This window comes from Blastococcus sp. SYSU D01042 (assembly GCF_054050515.1).
Map to the genome: position 1 here is coordinate 84,107 of NZ_JBJGZM010000010.1, position 15,452 is coordinate 99,558.

At 74.2% G+C, this 15,452-nt stretch carries 14 protein-coding genes; 10 read left to right on the forward strand and 4 right to left on the reverse strand.

The genetic code is table 11. The annotated features are described in order from the left end of the window. The first annotated feature begins 77 nt into the window (after positions 1 to 77). The 9 genes from ACI79H_RS17045 to ACI79H_RS17085 all read left to right on the forward strand — a co-directional run bounded on the left by ACI79H_RS17045 (position 78) and on the right by ACI79H_RS17085 (position 8,278). Positions 78 to 887: a helix-turn-helix transcriptional regulator gene (locus ACI79H_RS17045; protein WP_456555601.1), complete on the forward strand. Its 810-nt coding sequence runs from the start codon at positions 78 to 80 to the stop codon at positions 885 to 887. After that, positions 884 to 2,323, forward strand: a complete 1,440-nt coding sequence (gene sufB, locus ACI79H_RS17050; protein WP_456555602.1) for a Fe-S cluster assembly protein SufB — start codon at positions 884 to 886, stop codon at positions 2,321 to 2,323. The genes ACI79H_RS17045 and sufB overlap by 4 nt, the downstream gene beginning before the upstream one ends. Then, positions 2,323 to 3,624: a Fe-S cluster assembly protein SufD gene (gene sufD / locus ACI79H_RS17055; protein ID WP_456555603.1), complete on the forward strand. Its 1,302-nt coding sequence runs from the start codon at positions 2,323 to 2,325 to the stop codon at positions 3,622 to 3,624. Before sufB ends, sufD begins: the two co-directional genes overlap by 1 nt. A gap of 2 nt (positions 3,625 to 3,626) precedes the next feature. Continuing rightward, positions 3,627 to 3,992 (forward strand): Rieske (2Fe-2S) protein, encoded by a 366-nt coding sequence (locus ACI79H_RS17060; RefSeq protein WP_456555604.1) that lies wholly within the window; start codon positions 3,627 to 3,629, stop codon positions 3,990 to 3,992. 14 nt (positions 3,993 to 4,006) lie between these two features. Further along, entirely contained in the window at positions 4,007 to 4,780 is a 774-nt protein-coding gene (gene sufC / locus ACI79H_RS17065) for a Fe-S cluster assembly ATPase SufC (protein ID WP_456555605.1), read from the forward strand. Continuing rightward, complete coding sequence (locus tag ACI79H_RS17070) at positions 4,777 to 6,084, forward strand: cysteine desulfurase (protein ID WP_456555606.1); 1,308 nt, start codon at positions 4,777 to 4,779, stop codon at positions 6,082 to 6,084. Before sufC ends, ACI79H_RS17070 begins: the two co-directional genes overlap by 4 nt. 10 nt (positions 6,085 to 6,094) lie before the next feature. Further along, a complete protein-coding gene (gene sufU / locus ACI79H_RS17075) occupies positions 6,095 to 6,577 on the forward strand; it encodes a Fe-S cluster assembly sulfur transfer protein SufU (protein ID WP_456555607.1) in 483 nt (160 codons plus the stop codon). After that, positions 6,574 to 6,981 carry a metal-sulfur cluster assembly factor gene (locus ACI79H_RS17080; protein ID WP_456555608.1) on the forward strand — a complete coding sequence of 136 codons (408 nt, stop codon included), beginning with the start codon at positions 6,574 to 6,576 and terminating at the stop codon, positions 6,979 to 6,981. Before sufU ends, ACI79H_RS17080 begins: the two co-directional genes overlap by 4 nt. Before the next feature lie 145 nt (positions 6,982 to 7,126). Then, a complete protein-coding gene (locus ACI79H_RS17085; protein WP_456555609.1) occupies positions 7,127 to 8,278 on the forward strand; it encodes a nitroreductase/quinone reductase family protein in 1,152 nt (383 codons plus the stop codon). A gap of 9 nt (positions 8,279 to 8,287) precedes the next feature. Here ACI79H_RS17085 and ACI79H_RS17090 read toward each other — a convergent pair whose 3' ends face one another. From ACI79H_RS17090 to ACI79H_RS17105, 4 genes are all read right to left on the reverse strand, one after another. Next, positions 8,288 to 8,908, reverse strand: a complete 621-nt coding sequence (locus ACI79H_RS17090) for a hypothetical protein (RefSeq protein ID WP_456555610.1) — start codon at positions 8,906 to 8,908, stop codon at positions 8,288 to 8,290. 108 nt (positions 8,909 to 9,016) lie between these two features. Beyond that, positions 9,017 to 10,771, reverse strand: coding sequence for an SCO7613 C-terminal domain-containing membrane protein (locus ACI79H_RS17095; protein WP_456555611.1), 1,755 nt, complete (start codon positions 10,769 to 10,771; stop codon positions 9,017 to 9,019). A gap of 146 nt (positions 10,772 to 10,917) precedes the next feature. After that, entirely contained in the window at positions 10,918 to 11,508 is a 591-nt protein-coding gene (locus tag ACI79H_RS17100) for a hypothetical protein (protein ID WP_456555612.1), read from the reverse strand. 97 nt (positions 11,509 to 11,605) lie between these two features. Next, the gene (locus tag ACI79H_RS17105) at positions 11,606 to 13,702 is read right to left on the reverse strand and encodes a DUF2157 domain-containing protein (RefSeq protein ID WP_456555613.1); all 2,097 of its coding nucleotides are present in this window, start codon (positions 13,700 to 13,702) and stop codon (positions 11,606 to 11,608) included. A 130-nt stretch (positions 13,703 to 13,832) separates the two neighbouring features. Between ACI79H_RS17105 and ACI79H_RS17110 the strand changes: the two genes are divergently transcribed. Continuing rightward, positions 13,833 to 15,434 (forward strand): ABC-F family ATP-binding cassette domain-containing protein, encoded by a 1,602-nt coding sequence (locus ACI79H_RS17110; RefSeq protein ID WP_456555614.1) that lies wholly within the window; start codon positions 13,833 to 13,835, stop codon positions 15,432 to 15,434. The last annotated feature ends 18 nt before the right edge of the window (positions 15,435 to 15,452 follow it).

Below are 15,452 nucleotides of genomic sequence, written 5' to 3' on the forward strand. Positions count from 1 at the left end.
CACCGCGGGGTCCCTCCAAGGCCGCTTCTTAGGTGGACCTTGCTTGCAGCGCCCCCGATTTAGGACACACTCGTGTTGTGGAAAGCGCTCCGGCACCCCCGCGCTCGTCGGCCCCGGCCGACGACGGGCGGACCCGCGACCGCGTCGCCGCCCTGCTCCTCGAGCACGGGCCGCAGACCGCCACCGAGCTCGCCGCACGGCTGGGCATCTCGCCGGCCGCCGTCCGCCGGCACCTGGACTCCCTCGTCGCCTCCGGCCGCATCGAGGAGCGGGTGGCCCGCGAACCGCAGCGGGGTCGCGGCCGCCCGGCGCGCCGGTTCCACCTCACCGACGCCGGCCGCTCGGCCTTCCCGCACGCCTACGACGACCTGGCGCTGACCGCGCTCCGGTTCGTCGCCGCCTCCGGTGGCCCGGACGCCGTCCGCGCCGTCGCCGAGCAGCAGCTGGCGGGGCTGGAGGCGCGCGCGTCGAGCGCCGTCGAGAGCGCCGTGCGGGCGGCCGGGGGAGAGCCGGTCGACCGGGCCCAGGCCCTGGCCGCCGCGCTCACGGCCGAGGGCTACGCTGCCACGGCCTCCGCGATATCCGGCGGGGGGCAGCTCTGCCAGCACCACTGCCCGGTGGCGCACGTGGCCGCGGAGTTCCCCCAGCTGTGCGAGGCCGAGACCGCGGTGATCGGCCGGCTCGTGGGCACCCACGTGCAGCGGCTGGCCACGATCGCCCACGGTGACGGGATCTGCACCACACACCTCCCAGGACCGCTGCGTCCGGGGAACAGATCGACCCCCGCACGCCCTGTACCTGGTGAGCGAGCGGCGCCCTCGGGCGCGCCTGCGCACCACTCCAGCAGCACTGCCCTCGCGAACGACCGGGAGAGGACGCCCGCATGACCAGCACCCAGCAGCCGGTGAGCACGCCGCTGACCCAGGACGAGCAGATCGAGCAGCTCGGCCGCTACGAGTACGGCTGGGCGGACGCCGACGTCGCCGGTGCCTCGGCCAAGCGCGGCCTGTCCGAGGACGTCGTCCGCGACATCTCGGCCCGCAAGAGCGAGCCCGACTGGATGCTCGAGCGCCGCCTCAAGGCCCTCAAGCTGTTCGACCGCAAGCCGATGCCCGACTGGGGCTCGGACCTCTCCGGCATCGATTTCCAGAACATCAAGTACTTCGTGCGCTCCACCGAGAAGCAGGCCACCTCGTGGGAGGAGCTGCCGGAGGACATCAAGAACACCTACGACAAGCTCGGCATCCCCGAGGCGGAGAAGCAGCGCCTGGTCGCCGGTGTCGCCGCGCAGTACGAGTCCGAGGTCGTCTACCACCAGATCCGCGAGGACCTGGAGGAGCAGGGCGTGATCTTCCTCGACACGGACACCGCCCTCAAGGAGCACCCGGAGATCTTCCAGGAGTACTTCGGCTCGGTGATCCCGTCCGGCGACAACAAGTTCGCCGCGCTGAACACCGCCGTCTGGTCGGGTGGCTCGTTCATCTACGTCCCGCCGGGCGTGCAGGTCGAGATCCCGCTCCAGGCCTACTTCCGGATCAACACCGAGAACATGGGCCAGTTCGAGCGGACGCTGATCATCGTCGACGAGGGCGCCTACGTGCACTACGTCGAGGGCTGCACCGCGCCGATCTACAAGAGCGACTCGCTGCACTCCGCGGTCGTCGAGATCATCGTGAAGAAGAACGCGCGCTGCCGGTACACGACCATCCAGAACTGGTCGAACAACGTCTACAACCTGGTCACCAAGCGGGCCGTGGCCCACGAGGGCGCGACCATGGAGTGGGTCGACGGCAACCTCGGCTCCAAGGTGACGATGAAGTACCCGGCGGTCTGGATGACCGGCGAGCACGCCAAGGGCGAGGTCCTCTCTATCGCGTTCGCGGGCGAGGGCCAGCACCAGGACGCCGGCGCCAAGATGGTGCACGCCGCGCCGCACACCTCCTCGACCATCGTGTCGAAGTCGGTGGCCCGGGGCGGTGGCCGCACCTCCTACCGCGGCCTGGTCCAGGTGGACGAGGGCGCCTACGGCTCGAAGTCGACCGTCAAGTGCGACGCCCTGCTGGTCGACACGATCAGCCGGTCGGACACCTACCCCTACGTCGACGTCCGCGAGGACGACGTCTCCATGGGTCACGAGGCGACCGTCTCCCGGGTGAGCGACGACCAGCTCTTCTACCTGATGAGCCGCGGCCTGTCCGAGGACGAGGCCATGGCGATGGTGGTGCGCGGGTTCGTCGAGCCGATCGCCCGCGAGCTGCCCATGGAGTACGCCCTCGAGCTCAACCGGCTCATCGAGCTGCAGATGGAAGGTGCCGTCGGCTGATGCCGTCCACTGACGACCAGACCACCCTCACCACCGACACCGCCGCCCTCGCCGGGGAGCTCTTCGCTCCCGGCGTGGGCGCGCAGGCCGGCCCCCCGACCACCCCGGCCGAGGGGACGGGTGTCGCCCCGGGCGCGCACTCGCACGGTGGCCCCGCCCCGACCGGTTCGCCGGCGGAGCGGTTCACCTCGACCGACCCGGACGCCTTCGGCGTGCCGACCGGTCGCGAGGAGACGTGGCGCTTCACGCCGATGAAGCGGATCCGCCCGCTGCTCGACGGCGCCGCCTCCGATGCGCACCTCGACTGGACCAGCGACCTGCCCGAGGGCGCGGAGCTGACCAGCGTCGAGGCGGGCGACCCCCTGCTGAAGGGCCTGCCCGAGCCGGTCGACCGGCTGGCCGCGCTCGCCCGCCAGCGCTCCGGCGGCGCCGCCGTCGTCCGCGTCGCGAAGGAGGCCCGGCTGGACCGCCCCGTCACCCTCGGGCTCGCGGGCACCGGCGGCGACGACGTCGTCTGGGGCCACCTGGTGGTCGAGGTCGGCGCCTTCGCCGAGGCGACCGTCGTGCTCGACCACACCGGTCTGGCCCGCTACGCCGGCGGCGTCACCGTGCTCGTCGGCGACGGCGCGCAGGTCACCCTCGTGTCGGTCCAGGACTGGGCCCCCGGCGCGGTGCACGGCGGTCAGTACGACGCCGTCGTCGGCCGGGACGCCACGTTCAAGCAGGTCGTGGTCACCCTGGGCGGCGACCTCGTCCGCCTGGTGAGCAACGTGCAGTACGCCGGCCCCGGCGGCCGCGCGGAGCTCTTCGGCGTCTACTTCTCCGACGAGACCCAGCACCAGGAGCACCGGCTGTGGGTCGACCACGCCGTCCCGAACTGCTCCAGCAATGTCCTCTACAAGGGCGCGCTGCAGGGCGAGGGCGCGCGCACGGTCTGGATCGGCGACGTCCGCATCCGCCCGGCCGCGACCGGCACCGAGACCTACGAGCTCAACCGCAACCTGGTGCTCACCGACGGCGCCCGCGCCGACTCGGTGCCCAACCTGGAGATCGAGACCGGCGAGATCGTCGGCGCCGGTCACGCCAGCGCCACCGGCCGCTTCGACGACGAGCAGCTGTTCTACCTCTGCTCGCGCGGCATCGACGCCGAGACCGCCCGCCGACTGGTGGTGCGCGGCTTCTTCGCCGACGTCGTCCAGCACATCGGCGTGGACGCCCTCCAGGACCGCCTGATGCGCTCGATCGAGACCCGCCTGGGGGCCCTGCCGGGCCTCGAGGACCAGCCGGTCGAGGTCGCCTGACCATGGCCTTCGAGCGCGTCTGCGCGCTGTCCGACGTCCCCGAGGACGGCGCCCTGCGCGTCGAGCTCGCGGACGTCGACGTCGCCGTCGTCCGCTTCGAGGGCCAGGTCTACGCCCTCGAGGACCGGTGCTCGCACGCCGACGTCCCGCTGTCCGAAGGGGACGTCGAGCTGTTCGGCGGCGCCCCGACCATCGAGTGCTTCCTGCACGGCTCGTGCTTCGACCTGCGCACGGGCGAGCCCACCAACCTGCCGGCGACCGAGCCGGTCGACGTCTACCCGGTCCGCGTGGAAGGGGAGGACGTGCTGGTCGACACGGAAGCAAGTGCCGTGTCCGACGACGTCCTGCCCCACGCGGCCGGTGAATGAAGGAGCGAGTAGAAGTGTCTGTTCTGGAGATCCGCGACCTGCACGTCACGGTCGGCGAGGGCGACGAGGCCAAGGAGATCCTCCGCGGCGTCGACCTTACCGTCCGCTCGGGTGAGACCCACGCGATCATGGGCCCCAACGGGTCGGGCAAGTCGACCCTGGCCTACTCGATCGCCGGCCACCCGAAGTACACCGTCACCGGCGGCACCGTGACCCTCGACGGCGAGGACGTCCTCGCGATGAGCGTCGACGAGCGCGCCCGCGCCGGCCTGTTCCTGGCCATGCAGTACCCCGTCGAGGTGCCCGGCGTCTCGGTGTCGAACTTCCTGCGCACCGCGGCCACCGCGATCAAGGGCGAGGCGCCCAAGCTGCGCACCTGGGTCAAGGACGTCAAGAGCGAGATGGACCTGCTCGAGATGGACTCCGCCTTCGCCGAGCGCAACGTCAACGAGGGCTTCTCCGGTGGTGAGAAGAAGCGCCACGAGATCCTGCAGATGCGGCTGCTCAAGCCGGGCATCGCGATCCTCGACGAGACCGACTCCGGTCTCGACGTCGACGCGCTGCGGATCGTCTCCGAGGGCGTCAACCGCACCCGCGAGGAGGGCGAGATCGGCGTCCTGCTGATCACGCACTACACGCGGATCCTGCGCTACATCAAGCCCGACTTCGTGCACGTCTTCGTCGCCGGCAAGGTCGTCGACGAGGGTGGCCCGGAGCTGGCCGAGAAGCTCGAGAACGAGGGCTACGCCGCCTACGTGCAGGGATCGAAGGAGACCGCGAAGGCATGACCGCGACCGCCTCGCGTCCCGGCACGGGGACGCAGCCGCTCCCCCTGGACGTCGAGGCGATCCGGGCGGACTTCCCGATCCTGGGCCGCACGGTCCGGGACGGGAAGAAGCTCGTCTACCTCGACTCCGGGGCCACCTCGCAGAAGCCCCGCGCGGTGCTCGACGCCGAGCGGGAGTTCTACGAGCGCTACAACGCAGCCCCGCACCGCGGTGCGCACGCCCTCGCCGAGGAGGCGACCGGCCACTACGAGGCAGCCCGCGCCACCATCGGCGCGTTCATCGGCGCCCCGGAGCGGGAGATCGTCTTCACCCGCAACAGCACCGAGGCGATCAACCTCGTGGCCTACGCGCTGTCCAACGCCGCGACCGCGAAGGACCCCGCCTACCGCCGGTACGCCGTCGGCCAGGGCGACGAGATCGTGGTCTCGGAGATGGAGCACCACGCCAACCTGGTGCCGTGGCAGCAGCTGTGCGAGCGCACCGGGGCGACCCTGCGCTGGCTCGGCCTCACCGACGACGGCCGGCTGGACCTCTCCGACCTGGCCACGGTGGTCAACGAGCGCACCAAGCTCGTCGCCGTCACCCAGCAGTCGAACATCCTCGGCACGATCAACCCGCTCGAGGAGATCGTCGCCCGCGCCCGCGAGGTCGGCGCCCTGGTGCTGGTCGACGGCGCGCAGTCGGTGCCGCACCAGCCGGTCGACGTCACCGACCTCGGCGCGGACTTCCTGGTGTTCTCCGGGCACAAGATGCTCGGCCCGACCGGCATCGGCGTGCTGTGGGGCCGCTACGAGGTGCTCGACGCGCTGCCGCCGTTCCTCACCGGCGGCTCGATGATCGAGGTCGTGCGGATGGAGGGCAGCACCTTCGCCGCCCCGCCGCAGCGCTTCGAGGCCGGCGTCCCGATGACCGCGCAGGCCATCGGCCTGGCCGCGGCCGTCGACTACCTGCAGGCACTGGGCATGGACCGCGTCGAGGAGCACGAGAAGGCGCTCACCGGCTACGCGCTTGAGAAGCTCGGCGAGATCCCCGGCGTCACCGTGATCGGCCCGCCCGACACCGTGGCCCGCGGGGGAGCCATCTCCTTCACCGTCGAGGGCATCCACCCGCACGACGTCGGCCAGGTGCTGGACGACCACGGCATCGCCGTCCGCGTGGGGCACCACTGCGCCTGGCCGGTGGTGCGCCGCTACGGCGTCCCGGCGACCACGCGCGCGACGTTCTACGTGCACACCGGCTTCGACGACATCGACGCCCTCGCGGACGGAATTCGGGCGGCCCAGAAGTTCTTCGGAACGGTGTGAGGTCGCACTGATGCAGCTCGAGTCGATGTACCAGGAGATCATCCTGGACCACTACAAGAACCCCCACGGGCGCGGTCTGCGGGAGCCCTTCGAGGCCGAGGTCCACCACGTGAACCCGACCTGCGGGGACGAGGTGACCCTCCGGCTGCACCTCGTGGAGGACGCGGCGGGGGAGTCGATCGTGTCGGACGTCTCCTACGAGGGCATGGGCTGCTCCATCAGCCAGGCCTCGATCTCGGCGATGTACGACCTGGTCATGGGCAAGAGCGTGACCGAGGCCCTCGCCGCGGGCGAGGACTTCATGACCCTCATGCAGGCCAAGGGCGACCCCGCCGTCGCCGAGAAGCTCGAGGACAGCCTGGAGGACGCCGTCGCGTTCGCCGGGGTGTCGAAGTACCCGGCCCGGATCAAGTGCGCGCTGATGAGCTGGATGGCGTTGAAGGACGCCTCCGCCCGGGCACTGTCCACGACCACCTCTGGAGGGACGCCATGAGCGCCGACAGCAGCACCGAGAACGCCACCCCGGCCACCGACGGCGGCCCGGGCGACCTGCCGGCCTACAAGACGGCGCTGCTCGAGGACGTCGAGGAGGCCATGCGCGACGTCGTCGACCCCGAGCTCGGCGTCAACGTCGTCGACCTGGGCCTGGTCTACGGCCTGGACGTCGCCGACGAGGGCGAGTCGCAGGTCGCGGTCATCGACATGACGCTGACGTCGGCGGCCTGCCCGCTGACCGACGTCATCGAGGACCAGGCCCGCCAGGCGCTGACCGGCGGACCCGGCCCCGGGCTCGTGGACGACATCCGGATCAACTGGGTCTGGATGCCGCCGTGGGGCCCGGACAAGATCACCGACGACGGTCGCGAGCAGCTGCGCGCCCTCGGCTTCCGCGTCTGATCCGACTGCACGACCGAACGCCCGCGTCCTCCTCGGAGGGCGCGGGCGTTCGCGTTGCGGGGTCCGAAGCCCTTCCTCCGGCGCGGGTTCGGGGCCACGCTGCCGCTGTCGGTCGTACCGGAGTCCACCCCGAGCGAGGCAGACCATGACCTCCGTCGCCCCTGCGGTCCCGCAGCTCGTCCTCCCCGGCCAGGCCGCCGCGCCCGAGGGGCCGGTCGACATCGCGCCGATGTACCTCATGCACCGGGCCTTCCGGCGCGATCTGGACGCCTTCGCCCGGGCGGTCCCCGCGGTGCCCCCGTCCGACGCGGCGCGCTGGGCGCGGCTGGCCCGCCGGTTCGCCTTCTTCGGCTCGGTGCTGCACAAGCACCACCGCGGCGAGGACGTCGCGCTGTGGCCGCTGCTGGCCGAGCGCGGCGCCGACCCGGCGGTGCTCGACGCGCTGCAGGCGGAGCACGCGGCGATCGACCCGCTCTTGGACGCCGCCTCCGACGATCTCGGCACCCTCGCCGCCGGCGACGCCGACGCGGCGACCCGTGACCGCCTGGCCGCCACCGTCGAGCGGCTCCGCGACCTCCTCGGCGCCCACCTCGGCCATGAGGAGCGCGACGGCATGGCGCTCGTGCAGCAGCACCTGGCACCGGCGGACTGGGAGCGGCTGGACCGGGAGGTCTTCGCGAAGGACTACCGGCTGCGGGAGGTGCCGGCGGTCCTCGGCTGGGTGATGTCCGGGCTGGCCCCGGAGCACGCGCGGCGCCTCCCCGGCGCCAACGCGCCGTTCCTCGCGTTCGGCCGGCTCATGGCCTCGTGGTTCGACCGCCGGGAGGCACGGGTCTTCGGGGACTCGCGGCCGGCCCGCAAGGACCGCGTGCTCACGGTGGTCACCCGGGTCGTCGCCCGCTGGCACGTGGCGCTGTACCGGCGCTCGGGCGGGCGGCTGGCCAACCGCTTCCGCGGCGGCGACGTCCTCATGCTCACGCACACGGGCCGCCGGTCGGGCCAGGTGCACACCACACCCGTCGCCTACGTCCGTGACGGGGAGGACCTCGTCGTCGCGGCCTCCAACGGCGGGATCGACGCCGAGCCGCAGTGGTGGCTGAACCTGCAGGCGGACCCGCGGTGCACCGTGGAGGTGCGCGGACGGCGGATCGACGTCGTCGCAGCCGAGGTCGAGGAGCCCGAGCGGTCGAGGCTGTGGGGCCTGCTCAACGCCAACATCGCCACCTACGACGCCTACCAGGCGTCGGTGCGCCGTCGGATCGCGGTGGTCCGGCTGACTCCGACGACGAGCGGCTGAGAGCCCGGGTCAGCGGCGGCGCGCGAGCCTGCCACCGATGAGGGCACCCATCGCTCCGACGACGGTCACGCCGCCGACAGCCGCGGCCCAGCCGGGGACGCCCTCGTCCTGCTGCGCGCCGGACGCCGAGGCCTCGGTGACGTCGGAGGACGTCCCTCGAGAGGTGGTCGAGGCGCTGCCGGACCCGGCCACCGAGGGCTGCGCCCCCGCGTTCGGCGAGGCGGACGCCCCGGCGACCGCGGCCGGGTTCGTCACGGCCTGCGCGGGCGCGGGTGCGCTGGGGGCGACCGGATCAGCGGAAGCCGTCGGAACCGGAACGGGGCCCGGTGCCGCGGGGCGTGCGGACTGCGGGACCGGAGGCGTGACCGGGATGCGGGTCGTGGCCGCAGGCGGCTCGGGAGCAGCCTCCGGGACCCAGGGGATGAGGTTCTCGTCGCCGTACTCGTTCGCCCCACCCCCGCTGCCGCTGCCGGGAGCCGGCAGCGGTGCCGGGGCGACCGTGGACGGGGCGCCCCAGTTGGGGGTCGGCTCCGGGATCTCGGTGATCGTGGTGCACCCGGCCGGGGGGCAGTCCTCCGCGGCCGCCGGGGTGGTCGCGCACAGGACGAGGAGGAAAGCTGACAGGGCCACGCCTGCACCCCGGCGCCACGAGAGGATCACGCTTCACAATGTGATGGCGCGACTACTCTGGGTGCAAGACTGGGTCGCTCCAACGGGGGGCACGCAAGCCGGATGTCGTCAGCGCAGGTCGGCGAGGCGGACGGCGAATCCCGCGACCGGCCGCCGCTCCCGGCGCGCACCCACGGCCAGCAGCACCGCGCCCACCACGAGCGCCGTGGCCACCGGCCAGGGCAGCGCGCGGGCGGCCAGGCCCAGCCCGACCACCAGCGCCGTCCCGGCGCCGACCATGAGCGGGGCCCGCAGCCCGGCGCGGGCGCCGGCGACCAGCACGACGCCCGCGAAGGCCATCACCAGCACGGCGCGGAGCACGTCCGGGGTCGCGACGACGAGCAGCGCGGACGGCGCCGCGGCGACGAGCAACCCCGGGCCCCACGCCGTCCACGACCTGTCGTGCAGCAGCCCGCGGCCGGAGGCGAGCAGCAGCCCGAGCGCCGCCGGCAGGCTGTAGGCCTCGACCGTGCCGACGTCCGCGAGCGCAGCGGTGAGCCAGGCGGCGGCCACCAGCTGCGCGGCGCCGACCCGCCAGGCGGCGACCGGGTCGTCGGCACCGCGGCCGTCCCACCACCCCCAGCCCAGCGTGACCGCCGCCTGCACGGCGAGGTGCCCGGCCAGCAACCCACCGTCGCCCTGCACGGCCGGCAGCACCACCGCGGCCGCGGCGCAGGCCGCCGCGGCGGTCGCCGTCGCCCGGCGCGACGTGCGGTCCAGGCGGGCGGCCACCAGGAGCGCGAGCAGGTAGAGCGTGGTGAGCAGCGCCGCCACCTGGGCGGGCGTCCCCCACCCGTCGGGCAGGCCGAGCAGCGCCGCTCCGGCCAGGCAGCCGACGGCGGTCGGTGCGGCGACCGGCCGGTCGTCCCTGCGGCGGGCGGCGACCCACGCGGTCGCGGCCGAGGTGAGCAGGAGCAGCAGCGCGATCTCCGACCAGTGCCGGCCGTCGAGCAGGCGCAGCACCGACAGCGCGGCGAGCAGCACCCCGCCGGCCAGCGCGGCGGGCAGGAGCAGCCCGCGGCGCCAGCCGGTCAGCGAGGCGGCCGACAGGGCGGCGCCGAGGACCCCGGCGAACCCGGCGACCGCGACGGCCACCGGCCCTCCGGCCGAGCAGGCCCCGGTGACGGCGACGGCGGTCAGCGCCCCCGCCGCGACCGGCACCAGCCGCGGCGGCCCCAGCAGCACGTCGAGCGACGGGCGCAGCCGGGCCAGCAGCAGCCCCGCCGCTGCGGCGGCCACGAGCACGGTGGCCACCCACCGCTCCGCCGGGCCGGCCGTCCAGGCCTCGCGGGAACCGCCGAGCACGCCGGCGGCGAACCACGGTGCGGTGGTGAGCGCGGTGAGCCTGGCCACCAGGGGCCGGGCCCACAACGCGACGCCGAGCCCGAGCAGCGCCACCCCGAGCAGCAGCTCGGTGCGCAGCGTGTCCGGGACGGCGTCCAGCGACCGGAGCGCGGCCACCTGCAGCGACGCCCACGCCGCCAGCGGCCAGGCGGCCGGCGTGGACGAGACCCGACGGACCGCGAGGAACGCACCGGCCAGGGCGAGCGGCAGGACCGGGTCGCCGCTCGCGGGCGGGCTCCCGACGTCGCTCGCGGCCAGGCCGAGGCCGGCGGCGCTGGCGGCGAAGGTCTCGGCGGAGCTGCGCAGCTCCGCCTCGTCGGCCACGAGGGAGGCCGCGGCGGCCACGACAGCCAGGGCGAGGACCGCGGCGCGGGCCCACGGCCCGTCCCACGTCGTCGCGACGGCGATGCCGGCGCTGACCAGCAGCACGGCGCCCACGACGAGCAGCACCTGCGGCGGCCGCGCGAACTGCTGGTCCACGACCGCCTCCTTCCCGGTCGTCGAGGCGTCCTCACCGTAGGGCGGCTCCCCGGACCGGGCACCCGGGGTCAGCGCTCGTGCGAGTACCGAGCAAGGCGTTCCCGCGGCGGAGCTTGACCGGACGGGTACGCGCCATCGACGCGGTCTCAGCAGTAGTCGCAGCGGCCGCCGGCCGGAAGTGCCATGCCGTGGATCGGGCACGGCCGGCGTGGCGGCTGAGGGGCAGCGGCCGACTTCTGGAGAGTTGTCCGCTGCGCCCCGGCGGAGAACGACTGCTTGGCGAGGTACAGGGATGTCATCTGCGGTGCCGCGTCCGCGGGGACGTCCTCGCAGTAGGCGCGGTAGCACGTGAGGCGATCGACGGCGGCCGCGTGCTGCCGCTCGGCGAAGGAGGCGAAGCCCCCCGGGTGCTCGTGGTTGACGTATCCCTCGCCTACGCCGCCGGTCCCCTTGCGCACGACGAGCGCTGACAGCGGCGGCTTGCCACCGGTGAGCGTGGCCGCTTGTACCGGTCCGAGCACCTTGCCGATCCACTGGCCGAGCATCATGCGGGTCCGGTAGCCGGTCGTGTCGAAGAGCTGCTCGGCCAACTGGTCGTACGTGATCGAGGCGCCGTACGTCGCGGCAACCTTCTCCAGGACGGGTTGAGCTGCCTCCACCCAAGCGGCCACTGCCACGTGCCAGGCGACCTTCTTCATGGGCTCGGAGTCGTGCCACGTGCCGGGCGCCACTGTCATCACCGCACTCCAGTCGTCATGGATGGTGGTCCTCTCCTCGCGGTCGGCCAGCTTGGCACCGATGTGCGCCTCACGGTCGGGCTCGATGGCTCGCCGGTCAGCGCATCTGGCCGACCCAGGCGACGGCTTCGCGCGCTTGCTGACGCCGGCGCTCGTAGGTGGCGCCGAGCACGAGCAGCAGCAGCCCCGCCGTCCCGAGGGTCACCCAGCGGGGCAGCAGCGGCGCGTAGGGCGCCAGCCGGCCGACGGTCACGAAGGCCAGCGCCCCGGCGCCCACGACGAACGGGGCCTGCCGATGGGCGATGGTGCCGACGATGACGAGCGCGCAGGCGGCCACGACGACGGGCACGAGGCGCAGCGCCGTCGGTTCCACGACGACGACGAACGCCGAGGGGATCAGCGCGACGCCGGCGGCCGCGCCCTCCGCGGCCCACGACGGCGCACCCGAGCGCAGGGCGGGCAGCGCGAGCACCAGCAGGCCGACGGCGGCCGGGAGCGTGTAGGCCTCCGGTGTCTCCACACCGGCTCCGCCGACGGCGATCCACGAGGCGACCACCAGATCGGCTACGGCGGCCACGGCGACCGGTCGGCGGCGGGCGGTCAGCGCATAGCAGCCGGCGGCGACGCCCACGACGCCCAGCTGCAGGCCGACCTGGCCCCACGCCTCGGCGGAGGCGGTGGTCGCGCCGGCGGTGAGCCCGACGAGCGCCCCGACGGAGGCAGCGACGAGCTCTTCCGGCCGACCGCGGCGCGCGATCGCGACGGCGAAGGCCCCGGCCGAGAGCAGGGCCAGGAGCAGGCCGGCCACCGGCGCGGCGAGCAGGTCGTCGGCGTGCGCGAGCAGGACCGCGGCGGGCGGAGCCAGCAGAGCCGCGGCGCACGCGGTCGAGCGCAGTGCGGGGAGCCGGACGGAGGCCACCACCGCGGGCAGCGTCGCGGCCAGGGCGACCACGGCGAGCTCCCCGTAGCGCTCCGCGTCCGCCAGCAGGCCGCCGTGCACCACGACCAGGGCCGTGCCGGCGGCGACGGCCGGGGCGACGAGGGCGAGCCGGTCCGCGAGCAGCGCGGCGGCCATGAGCAGGCCCAGGCCGAGCGCGGCCGCGATCCACCAGCCCGAGCCCCCGGCGTGCTGCAGGGAGCCCGCCAGGGACAGCCCGGTCGCCACGCCGACCGCACCCGGCGCCGTCCAGGACGGCGGCCCGGCGGGTGGCTGCGCCCGGACGAAGCCCAGGGCGCAGGCGCCGGTCACGATCAGGATCCCGGTGGCCGCCCAGGACGCGAACGCGTCCGGTCCGGCGGCCAGCGCGAGCCCGCGCAGCACCCCGGCTGCTCCTGCGAGGCCGGCGAGCGTCCGGGCGAGCGGCACGAGCCCGGGGCGCAGGCGCTGCGCCGCCGCGAGGTCGGCAGCCGCGAGGGCGAGGGCGGCGGCGACCCCGGCAGGCCCGGTGACGAGGTCCCCGCCCAGCAGGAGGAACGGCAGCGGCTGGGCGACCAGCAGGGTGGTCAGCGGCCAGACGACCGTCGTGCGGGTGGCGCGGCCGAGGACCACGGTCGCGAGGACGACGACGGCGCACGAGATCGACCACCAGTGCCGGAGCGGCACCTCCTCCAGGGCGAACAGCCCGCGCGCCCGCGCCGCACCCAGGTCCACCGCCAGCAGCGCGGCGCCCGCGGCGGCCAGCGCCTCCTCGGTCGCGCGCAGCCCGCGCCGCGCCGCCCACGCCGAGCAGCCGCAGGTCAGCGCCGTGACGGTGAGCATCAGCCCGGCCTGGAAGACCAGGCCCAGCCGCGTCCAGGCGACGGCGACGAACGCCAGGGCGGCGGTCACCAGCAGCAACGCGCCCAGGCCGACCAACACCTGCTGCGGGCTCAGCCGGCGCGGCGGGCGGCGCGGTGGCGCGGCCGGCGGGGGAGCGGCCGGCGGTACCGGCGGTGGGGCCCACGCCGGCGACCCGGTGGGAGGCGGCGCCGCCACCACCGGCGGCCGGCCGGGTGCGGCCGCGCGCAGCGAGGCGAGCAGGGCGTCCCGGTCGCGGGCCAGCTCGGTGAGCGTCGACCCGATGCGGGCCACCACCAGCGCCGCGTGCGCCGCGGCCGGCAGTCCGCACGCCGGGCACGGCCCGGCACCGACGTCCCCCGTCGGCCGGCCGCAGACGGGGCAGCCCGGCCCCCACGTGCCCGTTCCCCGTCCCATGCCCGCATCCTGGCCAGTCGGCGGCACCCGCGGGGTGCCCGTCCGCAGAACACGCCCGAGCGGGCGATGCCACCGATGTCACCCCGGAAACGCATCGGTGATCCCGGCGCGAGCGCCTACCCTGGGTTCAGTGATCACGACGACCGGCCTCGAGCTCCGGGCCGGCGCCCGCATCCTCATCAGCGACGCCACGCTGCGCGTGCAGCCCGGTGACCGCATCGGTCTGGTCGGGCGCAACGGCGCCGGCAAGACCACCACCCTCACCACCCTCGCCGGCGAGCGCATCCCGCACGCCGGCAAGGTGGAGGTCACCGGCGAGCTGGGCTACCTGCCGCAGGACCCGCGCAGCGGCGACCTCGACATCACCGCCAGCGACCGGGTGCTCTCCGGGCGCGGCCTGGACGTGCTGCGCAACCAGCTGGTCAAGGCGCAGATCGCCATGGCCGAGCCGGCCGACGACGCCGAGCGGGACAAGGCCGTCCGCCGCTACGGCCGGCTCGAGGACCAGTTCGCCGCGCTCGGCGGGTACGCCGCGGAGAGCGACGCCGCCCGCATCTGCACCAACCTCGGCCTGCCCGACCGGGTGCTCGCCCAGCCGCTGCGCACCCTCTCCGGTGGTCAGCGCCGCCGCGTCGAGTTGGCCCGCATCCTGTTCTCCGACGCCGAGACGCTGCTGCTCGACGAGCCGACCAACCACCTGGACGGCGACTCGATCACCTGGCTCAAGGGGTTCCTGGCCAGCCACAAGGGCGGCCTGATCGTCATCAGCCACGACGTCGAGCTGCTCGACGCCGTCGTCAACAAGGTGTGGCACCTCGACGCCAACCGGGCCACCGTCGACATCTACAACCTCGGCTGGAAGCCCTACCTCGCCCAGCGCGAGACCGACGAGCGCCGGCGCAAGCAGGAGCGCGCCAACACCGAGCGCAAGATCGACACGCTCACCGCCCAGGCGGACAAGATGCGGGCCAAGGCCACCAAGGCCAAGGCCGCGAAGAGCATGGACAAGCGGGCCGAGCGGCTGGCTGCCGGCCTCGCCGACGTCCGCGTGCAGGACAAGGTCGCCAAGCTGCGCTTCCCGACGCCGGTCGCCTGCGGCAAGACCCCGCTCACCGCGGAGGGGCTGTCCAAGAGCTACGGCTCGCTGGAGATCTTCACCGACGTCGACCTGGCGGTGGACCGCGGGACGCGGGTCGTCGTCCTCGGGCTGAACGGTGCGGGCAAGACGACGCTGCTGCGGATGCTGGCCGGCACCGAGCTGCCCGACACCGGCGAGGTCAAGGCCGGGCACGGGCTGCGGGTGGGCTACTACGCGCAGGAGCACGAGACCATCGACATGGACCGCTCGCTGCTCGAGGTGATGCGGTCCGCGGCCCCGGACAGCACGGACACCGAGCTGCGGCGGATCCTCGGCGCCTTCCTCTTCTCCGGCGAGACCGTCGACCAGCGCGCCGGCACGCTCTCCGGCGGTGAGCGCACCCGCCTGGCCATGGCCACGCTGGTCATCTCGGGGGCCAACGTGCTGCTCCTCGACGAGCCGACGAACAACCTGGACCCCGCCAGCCGGGAGCAGGTGCTCGAGGCGCTGCGCACCTACACCGGCGCGATCGTGCTGGTCACGCACGACGAGGGCGCGGTGCGGGCGCTGGACCCGGACAAGGTGATCCTGCTGCCCGACGGCACCGAGGACGCCTGGAGCGAGGAGCTCGCGGACCTGGTCGAGCTCGCCTGAACCCGCGACTCGTCCGCG